At 68.2% G+C, this 14505-nt stretch carries 16 protein-coding genes; 7 read left to right on the top strand and 9 right to left on the bottom strand.

Annotated features, from left to right (window positions below):
- The 3 genes from Q7P21_RS13510 to Q7P21_RS13500 form a co-directional block, all read right to left on the bottom strand.
- Positions 1–599 (bottom strand): DUF1345 domain-containing protein (locus tag Q7P21_RS13510; RefSeq protein WP_304177470.1); only part of this gene is annotated, 599 nt, incomplete at its 3' end.
- A gap of 35 nt (positions 600–634) precedes the next feature.
- On the bottom strand, positions 635–2023 hold the full coding sequence (locus tag Q7P21_RS13505) for a carotenoid oxygenase family protein (protein ID WP_304172064.1): 1389 nt from the start codon (positions 2021–2023) through the stop codon (positions 635–637).
- Positions 2024–2050: 27 nt separating this feature from the next.
- Positions 2051–3109 carry a DUF2855 family protein gene (locus Q7P21_RS13500; protein WP_304177468.1) on the bottom strand — a complete coding sequence of 353 codons (1059 nt, stop codon included), beginning with the start codon at positions 3107–3109 and terminating at the stop codon, positions 2051–2053.
- 88 nt (positions 3110–3197) lie between these two features.
- Here Q7P21_RS13500 and Q7P21_RS13495 point away from each other — a divergent pair, with 88 nt between their 5' ends.
- Positions 3198–3797: a TetR/AcrR family transcriptional regulator gene (locus Q7P21_RS13495; RefSeq protein WP_304172068.1), complete on the top strand. Its 600-nt coding sequence runs from the start codon at positions 3198–3200 to the stop codon at positions 3795–3797.
- A gap of 3 nt (positions 3798–3800) precedes the next feature.
- Here the strand turns inward: Q7P21_RS13495 and Q7P21_RS13490 are convergent, their stop codons facing one another.
- Positions 3801–4130: a hypothetical protein gene (locus tag Q7P21_RS13490; RefSeq protein WP_304177466.1), complete on the bottom strand. Its 330-nt coding sequence runs from the start codon at positions 4128–4130 to the stop codon at positions 3801–3803.
- A gap of 53 nt (positions 4131–4183) precedes the next feature.
- Positions 4184–4930 carry a DUF5131 family protein gene (locus Q7P21_RS13485; RefSeq protein WP_304177464.1) on the bottom strand — a complete coding sequence of 249 codons (747 nt, stop codon included), beginning with the start codon at positions 4928–4930 and terminating at the stop codon, positions 4184–4186.
- 142 nt (positions 4931–5072) lie between these two features.
- On the opposite strand from Q7P21_RS13485, the gene Q7P21_RS13480 reads away from it, so the two are divergent.
- Complete coding sequence (locus tag Q7P21_RS13480) at positions 5073–5354, top strand: hypothetical protein (RefSeq protein WP_304177463.1); 282 nt, start codon at positions 5073–5075, stop codon at positions 5352–5354.
- A gap of 53 nt (positions 5355–5407) precedes the next feature.
- Here the strand turns inward: Q7P21_RS13480 and Q7P21_RS13475 are convergent, their stop codons facing one another.
- Positions 5408–5737, bottom strand: a complete 330-nt coding sequence (locus Q7P21_RS13475) for a hypothetical protein (protein ID WP_304177462.1) — start codon at positions 5735–5737, stop codon at positions 5408–5410.
- 184 nt (positions 5738–5921) lie between these two features.
- Between Q7P21_RS13475 and Q7P21_RS13470 the strand changes: the two genes are divergently transcribed.
- Both Q7P21_RS13470 and Q7P21_RS13465 read left to right on the top strand, forming a co-directional pair.
- Complete coding sequence (locus Q7P21_RS13470; protein ID WP_304177461.1) at positions 5922–6695, top strand: SDR family NAD(P)-dependent oxidoreductase; 774 nt, start codon at positions 5922–5924, stop codon at positions 6693–6695.
- Positions 6696–6774: 79 nt separating this feature from the next.
- Complete coding sequence (locus Q7P21_RS13465; protein WP_304170774.1) at positions 6775–7647, top strand: alpha/beta fold hydrolase; 873 nt, start codon at positions 6775–6777, stop codon at positions 7645–7647.
- A gap of 1 nt (position 7648) precedes the next feature.
- On the opposite strand, the gene Q7P21_RS13460 is transcribed toward Q7P21_RS13465, so the two are convergent.
- A complete protein-coding gene (locus Q7P21_RS13460) occupies positions 7649–8278 on the bottom strand; it encodes an FMN-binding negative transcriptional regulator (RefSeq protein WP_304170773.1) in 630 nt (209 codons plus the stop codon).
- 76 nt (positions 8279–8354) lie between these two features.
- On the bottom strand, positions 8355–10121 hold the full coding sequence (locus Q7P21_RS13455; RefSeq protein ID WP_304170771.1) for a PQQ-dependent sugar dehydrogenase: 1767 nt from the start codon (positions 10119–10121) through the stop codon (positions 8355–8357).
- A gap of 185 nt (positions 10122–10306) precedes the next feature.
- Between Q7P21_RS13455 and Q7P21_RS13450 the strand changes: the two genes are divergently transcribed.
- The 3 genes from Q7P21_RS13450 to Q7P21_RS13440 all read left to right on the top strand — a co-directional run bounded on the left by Q7P21_RS13450 (position 10307) and on the right by Q7P21_RS13440 (position 13394).
- Positions 10307–11455 carry an epoxide hydrolase family protein gene (locus Q7P21_RS13450; protein ID WP_304170770.1) on the top strand — a complete coding sequence of 383 codons (1149 nt, stop codon included), beginning with the start codon at positions 10307–10309 and terminating at the stop codon, positions 11453–11455.
- 211 nt (positions 11456–11666) lie between these two features.
- A complete protein-coding gene (locus tag Q7P21_RS13445; protein WP_304170769.1) occupies positions 11667–12674 on the top strand; it encodes a low specificity L-threonine aldolase in 1008 nt (335 codons plus the stop codon).
- Between the two features lie 81 nt (positions 12675–12755).
- Complete coding sequence (locus tag Q7P21_RS13440) at positions 12756–13394, top strand: glutathione S-transferase family protein (protein ID WP_304177459.1); 639 nt, start codon at positions 12756–12758, stop codon at positions 13392–13394.
- Between the two features lie 55 nt (positions 13395–13449).
- Here the strand turns inward: Q7P21_RS13440 and Q7P21_RS13435 are convergent, their stop codons facing one another.
- Positions 13450–14442: a nitronate monooxygenase family protein gene (locus Q7P21_RS13435; protein ID WP_304170765.1), complete on the bottom strand. Its 993-nt coding sequence runs from the start codon at positions 14440–14442 to the stop codon at positions 13450–13452.
- Between the last annotated feature and the right edge of the window lie 63 nt (positions 14443–14505).

Below are 14505 nucleotides of genomic sequence, written 5' to 3'. Positions count from 1 at the left end.
GTCTTGGAGGTGAAGGCCACGTCGGCGGTCTGGGCGGCGACGCCGACGACCACGGCGAAGTGGACCAGGTCCCAGTAGTCCGGCTCCTCGCCGCCCGGAAAGTTCAGGCCGCCCGCGTCGCAGCCCGACCCGCCGCCCCGGCGATAATATTCGTGCCCGTAGTGCAGGGCGAAGATCAGCTGGACCACGAACCAGGAGATGGCCACCGTCGCCATGGCCAGGCTGGTCCGGAACGCCAGCATCCAGCCGGTTGCGCCCTTGGCCAGGCCCAGCTCCACGGCGATCGAGCCGAGACTGGCGATCGAAGCCGCCAGCACGATGCCCAGGATCATGCCCTGGCCCTCGTCCTGCCGGGCCACGGTGGCGCGCATGTCCTCGACCGACTTGCCCCGCATGAACAGCAGCATCGAGACGATGAACCAGACGCCGCCCACGTCCCAGGCCAGGATCGAATGAGTGCTCCAGCCGAAGACGTCCGGCGCAGCCGCCAGGCCGATCCAGGCGACGAGGCCGGCCAAGGTCGCGGCCGTCAGGTGTGGCCGGCTGGACAACATGCGCCAGGCGCGCTGGAGCCGGGATCTCTGAGCCCTGGTGGTCATGGCCGCGAGCCTAGATGACTCGCGGCCTTTGCGCTCTAGCCGGCGACCCAGTTGCCGTGGAACCCGAAGGGCACCCGGCGCGGGACCTGGGCCACCGCGATCGGGCCGGCCTCGACGTGTCGGGCGTCGAAGACCACGAAGTCCGAGCGGTTCTCCGCCGCGCGCCAGATCACCGCCGTCAGCCAGCCTTCGCCCTCGGAGGCGGTTTCGCTGGCCGGGGTGAAGACCGGCTCCGAGGTCAGGTCGCCGCCGTTCAGTTCGTAGACCGAGCGCTTGCCGGTCTTGAGATCGATGTGGGCGATCGCGTTCAGCTTCACCGAGCCTGAGCGGGTGGTGTCGCCGGCGAACCAGCCGTGACGATAGGCGCCGCCGGCCAGGCGTTCGTCGAAGCGCGGGAATTCGCCGTCGAGGTCATCGATGGCCTCTTCGTGGATGGCGTCGGTGGCGCCCGACAGGTCGAACGTCCAGCGCGCCAGGCGGGCCGCCGACTTCTCCCCGCGCGAGCCGTCGGCCAGGGGGAACAGGGGCGCGCTGTCATAGCGGAACACGTCGGCGATGATCTTGCCGTCCGCCTCATAGGCGTTCATCGGGTGGAAGACATAACAGGCGCTGGTGTTGAACCAGCGGATGGTGGAGACGTCGGCGTCGCGACGCATCACGCCGACGTAAGTCCCCTTCTCCGGCTCCCAGGCATAGGCCGGCAAGCCCTTCATCGCCCGTTCCAGGCTGCCGGTCAGCGGCATGACCGGGAACAGCACATAGTTCTCGGTGACCATGAAGTCGTGCAGCATGGCCGAATAGGGCGCCTCAAAGTCCGAGCGGCGCACCACCTTGCCGGTCTTGTCCGACACCCCGTAGCTGAGGGTCGCGTTCAACGGGACCTCGCCGACGCTATAGCCGAACCAGACCATTTCGCCGGTCTTGGGATCGACCTTGGGGTGGGCGGTCACCCGGCCGCGATAGTCCTCGACATAGCCCAGCGAGCGCAGGGTCTTGGGCTCCATCTCGAAGGGCATGTGACCCTCCTCCAGCGCCAGCAGCCGGCCGGCGTGATGGACGATATTGGTGTTGGCCACCCCGCCGTCCTTGCCCATGGCCAGCGGATCGGACGCCATGGGATTGAAGCCGGCGAACAATGACCGGCCGTGCTCGCGCTCCAGCTCGAACTTCGGCGTGCGCACATAGCGGTTGCGATAGGTGACCTTGCCGTCCTCGACCACGAAGGCGTGGATCATGCCGTCGCCGGTGAACCAGTGGTAGTTGGCGTCGCGCGGCTCGAACTGCGGGTTGGGGCCGGTGCGATAGAGGGTCCCGCGCAGACCCTTGGGGATCTCGCCGGTGACCGTCAGCTCATAGTCGTCTTCACTGCGCACGGGGGCGAAATTGCCCGCCAGATAGGGATTGATGCGAACGTCGCCATCCATGGCGTATCTCCCTTCAGAAGACCGGTCTCAGGCCGGCGTGATGATGTGACCTTCGTCCGGGAGGGCGCGGCCCTCGAGGACTTGGGCATAGGCGGTGGCGAGGCCCGACGACCCGGCGTGGCGGATCAGCTTCAGCCACGGCGAGCCGGCCACGAAGGCGGCGAGCGCGCTCGAGAAGCGGGCGTTGAGCTCGGCCATGCCCCATTCGCCGGCCCGCTTGCGGATCTGGTCGGGCGCAAAGAACAGCACCGGCTGCGGGCCCGGCAGGGGCGCGGGCGCGCCGCGCTCGGCCTCCCAATGGGTGCCGCCGACGATCAGGCTGCGGGCGAGGTCGCCGCCCAGCGCGCCATGCACGGCGGCCGTGGTCGCCCGGTCGCCGGCGAAATCGACATAGGCCGCGCCGGGGCCGGTCTTGAGGTCGCCCGCCTGACCATAGGGGAGGATCTGGTCATAGAGGCCGAGCCCCGACAGGCGCGCCACATTGGCGGGCGAGCTCAAGCCGATGACCTTCAGGCCGCGCGCCTTGGCGAACCAGGCCAGGCCCATGGCGGTCTTGCTCGACGCGCTGGAGAGCACGAGCGTACGGACGCCCGCGTCCTCCGACAGGAAATCGTCGAGCAGATAGGAGGTCATCAGCAGCGGCCGCAGCAGCGAGCGATAGTCGTCGTCGGCGGCCGGCGGAGCGGCGTTATAGGCGTTATAGGTCGGCGGCAGCTCGGCCCGGTGCGGGCTGCGATCCACATAGCCGTCGCGGGAGGGCGTCAGCTGCATGACCACATGGCTCGACATCGGCAGATAGCCGAACAGCCGCAGCCCCTCGGCCACGCCCTCGGCGCGCGACGCAACCACCGTCGCGAAGCCCCAGACCGGGATCCGGCCCCAGCCGTCAGGCGCCGGGAAGAACTTCCAGTAGCCGAAGGCGTCGCCCATGGCGCCATAGGTGATGTTGTTGGCGGTCAGGGCGAAGCTCTCGACGGCGAGCAGCGCCTGGCCCTCGGCGAGGTCGGCCGCCTGGGGAACGGGCGCCGGGCGCATCTGCGTCACCCGCAGGTCCTTGCGATCGATCAACAGGTCCCACGCGTCCATCCGTCACCGTCCCCATGAATTTCTTACGTTGTAAATTTATTACGTAAGATGTAGCTCTGCGCAAGTTGTATTTTTTCGAAGGTTGGGCATGCCCCGCGTCTTATCCGAAACCGATGTCGCCGACTTCCGCGAGCGGCTGTGCGAGGCGGCCGAGCGCCTGTTCGCCGAGCGCGGTCCCGACGCGGTGACCATGCGCCAGCTGGCCCAGGAACTGGGGGTCAGCCCCATGACCCCCTACCGCTATTTCGCCGACAAGGAAGACATTCTGGCGGCCGTGCGCGCCTCCGGCTTCAACCGCTTCGCCCAGGCTTTGGAAGACGCCTACGCCTCGGCGACCGATGCGCGAACCCGGGGCGCGGCGGTGGGCGAGGCCTATGTCACCTTCGCCTTCGAGCACCCCCACACCTACAAGCTGATGTTCGACCTGAACCAGCCGCACGAGGAAAAATACCCCGACCTGGTCGCCGCCGGCCACCGCGCCCGGGGCAGCCAGACCGACTACGTCAAGGCCCTGGTCGCCGACGGCGTCATCACCGGCGACCCCGACGAGATCGGCCAGATGATGTGGGCCGCCGCCCACGGGGCAGTCGGGCTGGAGCTGGCGGGGAAACTGCCGGCCGGCTCAGCGCGGAGCCTGCTGCGGCACATGAACGGGGCGATCGCGCGGGGGCTGAGGCCGGGGGCGTAGGGTCTAGCGACGCCTGGTCATCCGGTAGCTATCGTCGGGCACACGCTTCTTCGGCCCCCAATCGAGAAACTCCACGACCCCGGCGCTCTTCAATTCAGATGCGATCTGATTGAGTTGGGTTTTGCGGACTACGTACCGACCCAAAACCCTCGGCCAGAGTACTCCGAATGTCGTGGTGGCCGGCGATAGGGGCGTAGCCTCGACCAACGCTAATTTGGCGCGCTCCAGTTCGGCGGCCAGATATTCCTCCGTATCATCCGGGGCCAAATCAGCCAGCGAATCAAACATTTCGCTCTGCCCAGAAGCAGCCTCCACCCGCTTGAGCTTCACCACCCCGACCATCTAGGTCGCGACCAGGCATAGCTGCCCTCTCCAGAACGGATTCATTAGACCCCCACCACCGGCAGCTCATCCCAAGTACGATCTCGATAAGTCCGTCCGGCAGCCTTCTTATTTCGCCCGCCCCATTGCTTGAAGAAAAAGGCCGCTCCAGAGTCACTGCAAAGTTCGTAGATCTCATCAACCCAGTCTTGTTCGAGTGATCGGGCTCGCGGGCCAGACTCTCCCCCAACAATTGCCCAGTGAACTCCTGTGAGATTGGCGCTCGCGACGGACCCTATTAGGGGCTCAAATGACACGAAGCGCACCACTGCTCTGGTGGCGCGAAGATGATCTAGACGGTCGAGTACAGCACTGTTTTCGACACTAGTTCCCAGCCAAACGTTGGGCAGCAGCGGTAGGTGGGCGGACAATGCCGCCATCCGATCCGGTCGCTTTGTGAGGATTTGATATGTGTGTCTGGGCGTGGCAGCCATCGTCTCCCAGACACGCTCAATGAACTCCAGCGGCACCGCCTCCTGAAACAGGTCGGACATGGAGTTGACAAAGATCAATCTCGGCTTCCGCCAACTGATCGGCACGGCGAGCGCGGCCTCATCGAGCGAAATTTGACCCGTCCAAACATAGCGATCACCACTCTTGCGTGTTAGGCCGCGATATTTCGGCGCTCCCATGGCCTCAAGCCGGGCCGCCATCCGCATCGCATAACAGTTCGTGCAACCGGCGCTGAGGACTGTGCAGCCCGCTACGGGATTCCAAGTCGCGTCAGTCCATTCGATGCTGCTCTCGGCCATATTCTCACTCCGCAACCAGCGAGAGAGTCTCACGCGCATAGTTAATCGAACACTATGGCTCTACGTTTCTCATTTGTTCACGTTTTAGCGGCCTCGCCAAGGGGAGATAGTCCAGTGGCCTTCAACCTAGAGGCGCTCGAACATGGCCAATAGACATCTGGGCTCCGGGATCGATGACCTCCTCAAGGAGGAAGGCGTGCTGGAGGAATTCCAGGCGCGCGCGATCAAGGAAGTGATCGCCTGGCAGCTGGGCCAGACCATGAAGGATCAGAAGATCAGCCAGCGGCAGTTGGCGGTGATGATGCGCACCAGCCGCACCCAAGTGGCCCGGGTGCTCGATCCCGCCGACGGCAATGTGACCCTGGAGACCCTGCAGCGCGCCGCCGCCGTGCTGGGGCGCAAGGTGCAGATCGGATTGGTGTGACACGCACCCGGGTTCGATCGGCGGCTTATGACGCCCCCGCCCGCCGCCCCGCCTCAGCCGCCGTTCGCATCGACGACGATGGGAACGGTCTTGCCGCGGGACATCGGCTCCCATCCGGCCTGGATCGCCGAGGTTATGGCGTTGGCCACCAGGTCGGTCGCGATCTGCGAGGGCTGCAGCAGCGGGGCGCCGAATCTCGGCCGGGGGGCAGGTGGAAACTCCACCACGGCTTCGCGCTGCCCTTCCTTGTGCCGCACGGCGATCGCCATGCCGCACCACTCGCCGGTGTCACTGGACCGCTGGGGCTGGCGTTGGAGCCGCCAGACATAGGGCTCCCCGCCGACCGCGATCTCGAATTCTGGGCTTCGCTTGGTTTTTGCCATGGGAGGGGAATTAGCCCGGCGGGCGCGCCCAGGCCAGCCCAAGGCCGCGAGGGTGTAGAGGTTTGGGCCCGCCGATCATCCAGCCCGCCGCACAGTCTGTTCGGCTTTGAGCGTCTAGTCGCACAGCCGGGGGCCACCTAGTTTGGCCGGCAAGCGCCCGGGACGGTCTGGGCCGGAGAACGGCATGACGTCTGACACCAAGACAAAGGTCGCCCTGGTCACCGGGGGCAATCGGGGGCTGGGCAAGGACATGGCGCTGTCCTTGGCGGCGCGCGGCATGGATGTGGTGCTGACCTACAATTCCAACGCCGATGAGGCCGAGGCGGTGGCGGCCGAGATCCGGGGGATGCGGCGGCGTGCGGCGGCGCTGCGGTTCGACCTGACCGATGTCGCGGGGATCGACGGCTTTGTGGGTCAGGTCGGGGATGTGCTGCGCGACGATTTCGGCGGGGCCGGGCGCATCGACTTCCTGGTCAACAACGCCGGAGTGGGGCGGTCCATTCCGATCGACCAACTGACCGAGGCGGACTTCGACCTGTTCGCAAGCGTGCACTTCAAGGGCGTGCTGTTCCTGACCCAGAAGGCGCTGCGGATGATGAACGATGGCGGCGGAGTGGTGTTCGTGACCGCTGCGGCCGATCGCTACAATGTGCCGGGCTATGGGCTCTATGCGTCCTGCAAGGGGGCCATCGAGGTGTTCTCGCGCTATGTGGCCAAGGAATATGGCCCGCGCGGCATCCGGTCGAACACGCTTGCGCCCGGCGGGGTCGCCACCGACTTCGCCGGCGGGGCGATCCGCAGCAATCCGGGGCTGCAGGCCATGGTGGTCGCCGGCACGGCCATGGGCCGGCTGGCCGAGCCGCACGATATCGGCGGGCTCGTGGCCCTCCTCTGCAGCGACGAGGCCCGCTGGCTGACCGGCCAGAGGCTCGAGGCGACCGGCGGCTATAACCTCTAGGCGGCGACAGGCCGCGTGCGCGATGGGCGCCGGGCCGGATCGGGTGCTATGGGTCGCGCCTCGCCGCCCGGAGAGACCCATGGAAGGCCCGACGTCCCACTTCTATTTCTCGCAGCGGCTGCGGCTGCACTATGTCGACTGGGGCAATGCCGAGGCCCCGCCCCTCTTGCTGGTGCACGGCGGGCGCGACCATTGCCGCAACTGGGACTGGGTCGCGACCCGGCTGCGCGACCGCTATCATGTGATCGCACCGGATCTGCGCGGCCATGGGGACAGCGGCTGGGCGATCGGCGGCGGCTATGACATGGGGGCCTATATCTACGACCTGGCCCAGATCATCCATCAGACCGGCGTGGCGCCGGTGACGATCATGGCCCATTCCCTGGGTGCGGGGATCGCGCTGAACTATTGCGGCGCCTTTCCCGACCAGGTGTCCAAGATCATCGCTATCGAAGGCCTAGGCCCGTCGCCCAAGGTGATGGCCGAGCAGGCCAAGCGCAGCGTGGACGAGCGGCTGCGCACCTGGGTCGCCGACCGTCGGGACAATTCCGGCCGGTCGCCGCGCCGCTACGCCAGCCTGGAGGCGGCGGTGAAGCGGATGACGGGGGAGAACCCGCATCTGTCGCCCGCCCAGGCGCGGCATCTGACCGTGCATGGCGCCCACCAGAACGAGGACGGCACCTATAGCTGGAAGTTCGACAACCACGCCCGCTGGGGCGGCGGGGTCGGCGGGCTGACCCATGCCGACCAGCACCACCTGTGGGGACAGATCACCGCGCCGGTGCTGCTGGCGCGGGGCACGGAATCCTGGGCCTCCGATCCCGTCGAGGACGGGCGGATCAGGCATTTCAGGAACGCGCGGCTGGTGAACTTCGAAGGCGCTGGCCACTGGGTGCACCACGACCAGCTCGACGCCTTCATGGCGGCGGCCGAGGCGTTCCTGGCGGAATAAGTCAGGTCTCTTGCCCCATCGCCCGGGCCACGGCGCGATCGGCGGCTCGTTCGCTCTGCCCCAGGCCATCGGCGACCCGCTGGCGGTCGCCGGCTGGGCGGTTCTGGCTCAGCTTGCGCTTGGCTTCGAGCCGGGTGATCGGGATGCGGACGCCGATGATGGCGCGCAGCTGGGCGTCGATATAGGCCGCCGGCGCGTCGGTGACCGCCCAGGGCTGCGGCCGCCCAGCCTCATGGCGATCGGTCAGCCGAGTGACGACGGCGCGCAGGCGGTCGGGATCGTCATAGAGCTCGATCGGGCCGTGAGCGTGGACGGCCTCATAGTTCCAGGTGGGCACGACCTGGCCGCTCTCGGCCTTGGCTGCGTACCAGGCCGGCGTGATGTAGGCGTCGGCGCCCGTGAAGATCGCCAGGGCCTCGCCCAAGGCCTGAGCGCTGGCCTGCGGGTTGGCGCGAGCCAGGTGACCATGCAGCACCCCGTGCGGGCCCTCGGTCTCGTCCAGGATCAGCGGCAGGGGCGTGGCCATCAGCCCATCCGCCGTCGCGGTCACCAGGGTGGCGAGCGGAGCGGCGCGGACCAGGGCGCAAATCTCGGCCAGGTCGTCGAGGCGGAAGGCGGCGGGCGTGTACATGACGCACATACTCGCCCCGCCGCCGGCGGCCGGACAGGTCCAATTCCGGCGCAGCGAGCCGTCCAGTTGGCGCGGCCTACTTCCCGCCCCCGTGGCCGAGCGACCAGACATAGACCGACAACGCCTTGAGCTCATCGGGGCTGAGGGTCGCGCCGCCCATGGCCGGCATCGGGTTGCGGTACTTCTTGGGCTGGCTGACGCCCTGGCCGATGGTGGTGGTCAGACCCGCGAGCGAGCCGTCGCTCCACATCCAGGTCCCGGCGGTGAGATCGGGGCCCAGCGGGCCGCCCTTGCCGTCGGCGCCATGGCAGCCGGCGCAGGTCCCCCCCGCCGCCTCGCCGTGATAGATGCGGCCGCCGAGCGCGAGCTGGTCTGTGGTGGCGCCCGGGGGCAGCGGATAGACCTTCGGAACCTCGGCCGCAGCGGTCGGCGCCGGCGGCGGGGCCATGACCGGGGCCGGGGCGGCGGCGATCTTGGCCGGGGCCGCGCCGCCGTTCCAGGTGACCCGCCAGATGCGGCCCTTTACGTCGTCGGAGATATAGAGCGCACCGTCGGGGGCGACGGCCAAGCCCATGGGTCGATAGGCGGCCTTGCCCGGATCCTTCTTGGCGCCCACGAAACCGTCGGCGAAGACCACGAAGGCGCCGGAGGCCTTTCCGTCCTTGAGCGGCTGGAACACCACATTATAGCCGTCCTGGGGCGCGGGCGCGCGGTTCCAGGAGCCGTGGAAGGCGATGAAGGCGCCGCCCTGATAGGGGGCCGGGAAAGCCTTGGCGGTGTAGATGGCGAGCGCATTGGGCGCCCAGTGGGCCGGGAAGGCCGCGACCGGGGCCAGCTTGTCGGCGCAGCGGCCGACCGCCTTGCCGCCGTCACCGCCATATTCGGGAGCCAGGACCAGCTTCTTCTGGACGCCGTCATAGTAGCAATAGGGCCAACCATAGTCGCCGCCCTGGCGCAGCTGGACCAGCTCCTCGGCCGGCAGCTCAGTGGCGGCGGCGAGGTCTGGATAGAGCTTGGGCCAGCTGGAGGGCAGCTGGTCGCGGCCGTGCTGGGTGGCGAACAAGCGGCCGGCGGCGTCGAGGCTGAGCCCCTCGCCATTGCGCAGGCCGGTGGCGTAGCGCTCGGCCGGCGAGAAGGTCTGGCCCAGGCGGTTGGCGTCATAGCGCCAGATGCCGGCGCGGGTCTCCAGTTCGACGCAAGGGTCGATGCCGGGCACGCCGGTCATGCGGTCCTTGGACTGGCAGCTGTTGGTCGCCGAGCCGAGATCGATGAACAGGCCGCCCTTGGCGTCGATCACTATGGGATGCATCGGGTGGTTGCCCTTCAGGGGCAGGCCGGAGACCACCACCTCGGCCGGGCCGGTCGGGACCAGGGCGCCGGGGGCGAGCGCATAGCGGACGATGCGGTCGTTCACCTCGGCATAGAGGTGGTTCTGGTAGATCGCCACGCCGGTGCCGCCGGCCGCGCCCTGGGCCGGGGTCTCGCCAAAGCGGGCGGTCTGGTCGGCCGCGCCGTCGCCGTCGCTGTCCTTCAGCGCCACCAGGAAGCCGTCGGCCGGGGGCTTGCCGCCCGGATAGTAGCCGCCGCTCCAGGTGTTGGCGTAGACCACCCCGTCAGGGGCCACGGTCAGGTGGCGGATATGGCCCAGATTGTCGGCGAAGACCTTGGCGCAGAAGCCGGGCGACAGGGTCAGGCCGCCATTGTCGCCGGCGCAGGGGATGGCCTTGGCGGTGATCTTGCCGGGCGCGGCCTGGACCGATAGGGCCGGCGCGATGGCCAGGACCACGGCGGCGCCCAGGCCGAGCACGGCGGCGCGGTTCAGGTTCTTGGCTGGCTTGCTCATCTCGGCTTGGTCCCCACGCGGGGCGCGTGGGCGAATCCGCCCCGGCCCTATCTGATCTCTGTTCAGACTAGCATTGGGGACAGGTCGGAGCGCGAGCGCTATTTCGCCAGACGGGCCGATCAGCGGTGCTTGACGCCCCCTGCGGCAAGGCCCCCAACTGCCGCCCAATCAGTCGGGAGGCGACCATGAGCACCATCCAACCCTTCGAGGTCCGCTGGGACGAGGCCCGGGTGCAGCAGGTGCTGGACCAGGTGCGCGCCTATCCCTGGCCCGTGCAGCCGCAGGCGGCGGACGGCTGGGCCTATGGCTGCGACGGCGACTGGCTGAAGGGGCTCTGCGCCCACTGGACCGACAACTACGACTGGCGAGCGGCGGTGGCCGATCTGAACCGCTTCCCGCAGTTCACCGCCCGGGTCGAGGATTTCGACATCCACTATGTGCACGTGGTCGGCGAGGCCGGCGGCAAGCGGCCGTTGATCCTGACCCATGGCTGGCCCGGCTCGCACTACGAGTTCTGGGGCGCGGTCGAGAAGCTGGCCTTCCCCTCGCGGTTCGGGGGCCAAGCGGAGGACGCCGTCGATGTGGTGATCCCGTCCCTGCCCGGCTTCGGATTTTCTTCCAAGCCCAAGGCCCCGGTCGGCCAGCGCCTGACCGCGCGGCTGTTCAACACCCTGATGACCGAGGTGCTGGGCTATCCCAGCTATATCGCCCAGGGCGGCGACTGGGGCGGGTTGGTGACCTCCTGGCTGGGCCATGACCACGGCCAGCATGTGCGCGCCATCCACCTGAACATGATCGGCTTCCGCCCGGCCGGCGGACCGACCAGCCCGGAGGAGATCGCCTGGCTCACGCGCCAGGGGGCGATGATGGACATGATGGGCGCCTATTTCCGGCTGCAGGTCTCCAAGCCGCAGTCGATCGGCTGGATGGCGGCGGGCAATCCGGTGGGCCAGGCGGCCTGGATCGCCGAACGGTTCCACGACTGGTCGGACCTGCGGGTCAAGACCCTGGACCAGGCCCACCCCAAGGACCGGCTGCTGACCAACATCATGATCTATGTGATGACCGACAGCTTCACGACCGGCGCCTGGTACTATCGCGGCCTGATCGAGGAGGGCGGGGTCGCCATGGCCGAGGGCGCGCGCTGCGAGACCCCCACCGCCTTCGCCAACTTCCCCGGCGAGCCGCTCTACACCGCCCCGCCGCGCAGCTGGGCCGACCGGGCCTACAACATCACCCGCTGGAGCGAGATGCCGCGCGGCGGCCACTTCGCGGCCATGGAGGAGCCGGACCTGTTCGTCGACGAGGTGCGGGCCTGGGCGAAGACGACCTGAGGGGACTCTAGCCCTCGCCCCACATCGTGGGGAGAGGGTTGGGTGAGGGGTCCTTTCTGAACCGCCACCGCACTTGCGTCTCCGAAAGACGCACCGCTTCGCGGCGCGCCCCTCACCCTGCCCTCTCCCCGTGAACGGGGAGAGGGTTCAAGTAGGCCGCTAAGCGCGAAACCGGACTCCACATTCCCGGCGCTGGCTCTAAAGACGGAGCATGGCCAGATATGATTTCGCGTCCGACAACACCGCCCCCGCCACGCCGGAAGCGCTCGACGCGCTGATCTCGGCCAATAGCGGCTTCACCTCCGGCTATGGCTCGGACACGGTGAGCCGCGAGGCCGCCGACCTGATCCGAGCGACCCTCGACGCCGACGCCGAGGTGCGGTTCGTGGCCTCCGGCACGGCGGCCAATTCCATCGCTCTGGCCACCCTGGTCCAGCCGTTCGAGGCGGTGCTGACCCACGAACATTCGCACATCGCCACTGATGAGACCGGCGCCCCCGGATTCTTCGGCCATGGCCTGGGGATGATCCCCCTGCCCGGCCTCTCCGGCCGTATCGACCCGGCCAGTCTGGTTGACCCCCTGGCGGCCCCGGACCAGGCGCACTGGCAGGCGCCGGCGGCGCTGTCGATCACCAACGCCACCGAATATGGCTGCGTCTACACCGTTGACCAGATCGCGGCCCTGACCGGTCCCGTGAAGGCCAAGGGCTATCGGGTGCATCTGGACGGCGCCCGGCTCGCCAATGCGGCGGCGGCGGGTTTCGACCTCAAGGCCGTCAAGGGGCTGGGCGTCGACATCCTGGTGTTCGGCGGGACCAAATCGGGCATGAGCCCGACCGAGGCCATCGTGCTGTTGGACAAGTCCCTGGTCCGCCGGTTCGACGCGCGGCTGAAGCAGTCGGGTCAGCTGCCCTCCAAGGGCCGGTTCTACGCCGCGCCCTTCATCGGCATGCTGAAGGAGGGCGCGATCCTGCGCCACGCCGCCCACGCCAATGCGATGGCGAAACGGCTGGCGGCGCTGTCGCCTTTCAAGGTGACCCACGCGGTCGAGGCCAATGCGGTGTTCGTGGAGATGGACGAGCCGACCTTGCAGCGGCTGCACGCGGCGGGCTGGTTCGTCTATCGCTTCATCGACGGCTCGGTGCGGTTCATGTGCTCCTGGGCGACGACGCCCGAGGCGGTGGACGAGTTGGGCGCGGCGCTGAAGGGGCTGGCCTGATCGCGGCCACGGCCACGCTGTCGGATCGAGCCTGGCTCAGGCGTTCTTGGTAGAGGAAACGCCCAAAGCGGGAGACGCCGAATGACCAACCTCGTGCTCACCACCTTCGACTGGGCGCCGGACCTGCCGCGCGGCTATGTGCGCGACCTGAGGGTGCGCTGGGCGCTGGAGGAGGCCGGCCTGGCCTATCGGGTCGAGAGCACCCCCTTCCGTGATCGCGGCGCCGCGCATTTCGCACACCAGCCCTTTGGCCAGGCGCCCTGGCTGACCGACGGCGACCTGTCGATCTTCGAGAGCGGCGCGATCCTGCTGCATCTGGCGGAGCGCAGCGCGGTGCTCATGCCGGCGGATTCGCGGGGCCGCGCCGAGGTGGTGGAGTGGGTGTTCGCGGCGCTCAATTCCGTCGAGATGGCGAGCCTGCCCTGGACCATCTTCCAGTTCTCCGGCCAGACCGGCGACACCCCGGCCTGGGCGTTGATGGACGGATTCCTGAAGGCCCGGCTGGGCCACATGGAGGCGGTGCTGGCGGGCCGGGACTGGCTGGCCGGAACCTTCTCGGCCGCCGACATCCTGATGGCCGACGTGCTGCGGCTGGTGGACCGGTTCGACGGGCTGGCGGCGTTTCCCGCCTGTCGCGCCTATGTCGCCCGCGCCACGGCCCGCCCGGCCTTCATCAAGGCCCACGCCGACCAGATGGCGCACTTCGCGGCGGCCGACTAGGCCCCGGCGCGCGATCCCCTTCCCCCGATCACGAGGGAAGGGGTCCCGCTAAGTCTTAAGCGTTGACCGTCGACCGGGTCACCATGCGGGCCATGCGGCCGGTGATGAGGGCTTCGGCCTCGGCGACCATGCGGCTGATCAGTTCGGCGCAGGACGGGATGTCGTGGATCAGGCCCTGGACCTGGCCGGCCGACCAGATGCCGGCGTCGTTGTCGCCGACTTCATAGACGTTGCGGCCGCGCGAGCCGGCCACCAGTTCGCGGACGTCCTCGAACTTGGCGCCCTGCTTCTCCAGCGCCACGACCTGCTGGCTGACCGCGTTGCGGGCCACCCGGCTGGTGTTGTGCATGGTGCGGAAGATCAGGTCAGTGGCGCGCTCGTCATTGGCGACGATCTGCTGCTTGATCGCCTCGTGGATCGGGCTTTCCTTGGTGCACATGAAGCGGGTGCCCATGTTGACGCCCTCGGCGCCCAGGGCCAGGGCCGCGACCAGGCCGCGGGCGTCGCCGAAGCCGCCGGACGCGATCATCGGAATCTTGATCTTGTCGGCGGCGGCCGGGATCAGGATCAGGCCGGGGACGTCGTCCTCGCCCGGGTGACCGGCGCATTCGAAGCCGTCGATGGAGATGGCGTCGACGCCCATGCGCTCGGCCGACAGGCCGTGGCGGACCGACGTGCACTTATGCACCACGATGATGCCGTGCTTCTTGAACTCGTCGACATGTTCCTGCGGCTTGTTGCCAGCGGTCTCGACGATCTTGACGCCGGAATCGATGATCGCCTGGCGGAATTCCGCATAGGGCGGCGGGTTGATCGACGGCAGGATGGTCAGGTTGACCCCGAACGGCTTGTCGGTGAGCGCCCGGCAGCGGGCGATCTCTTCCCGCAGGGCGTCGGGAGTGGGCTGGGTCAGGGCGGTGATGAAGCCCAGGCCGCCGGCATTGGCGACCGCAGCCACCAGCTCGGCGCGGCCGACCCATTGCATCCCACCCTGCACGATGGGGTGCTCGATCCCCACCAGTTCCGTGAACCGGGTCTTCAAGGCCATGACGTTCTCCCAAACGATTGTTTGGATGACAGTGAACCCGGCGACGTGGGGTCAGGCAAGAGG

It is taken from the genome of Phenylobacterium aquaticum (genome assembly GCF_947378715.1).
In the GTDB taxonomy this organism is placed as follows: Bacteria; Pseudomonadota; Alphaproteobacteria; order Caulobacterales; family Caulobacteraceae; genus Phenylobacterium; species Phenylobacterium aquaticum_A.
This window is presented reverse-complemented; position numbering and strand designations above follow the sequence as displayed.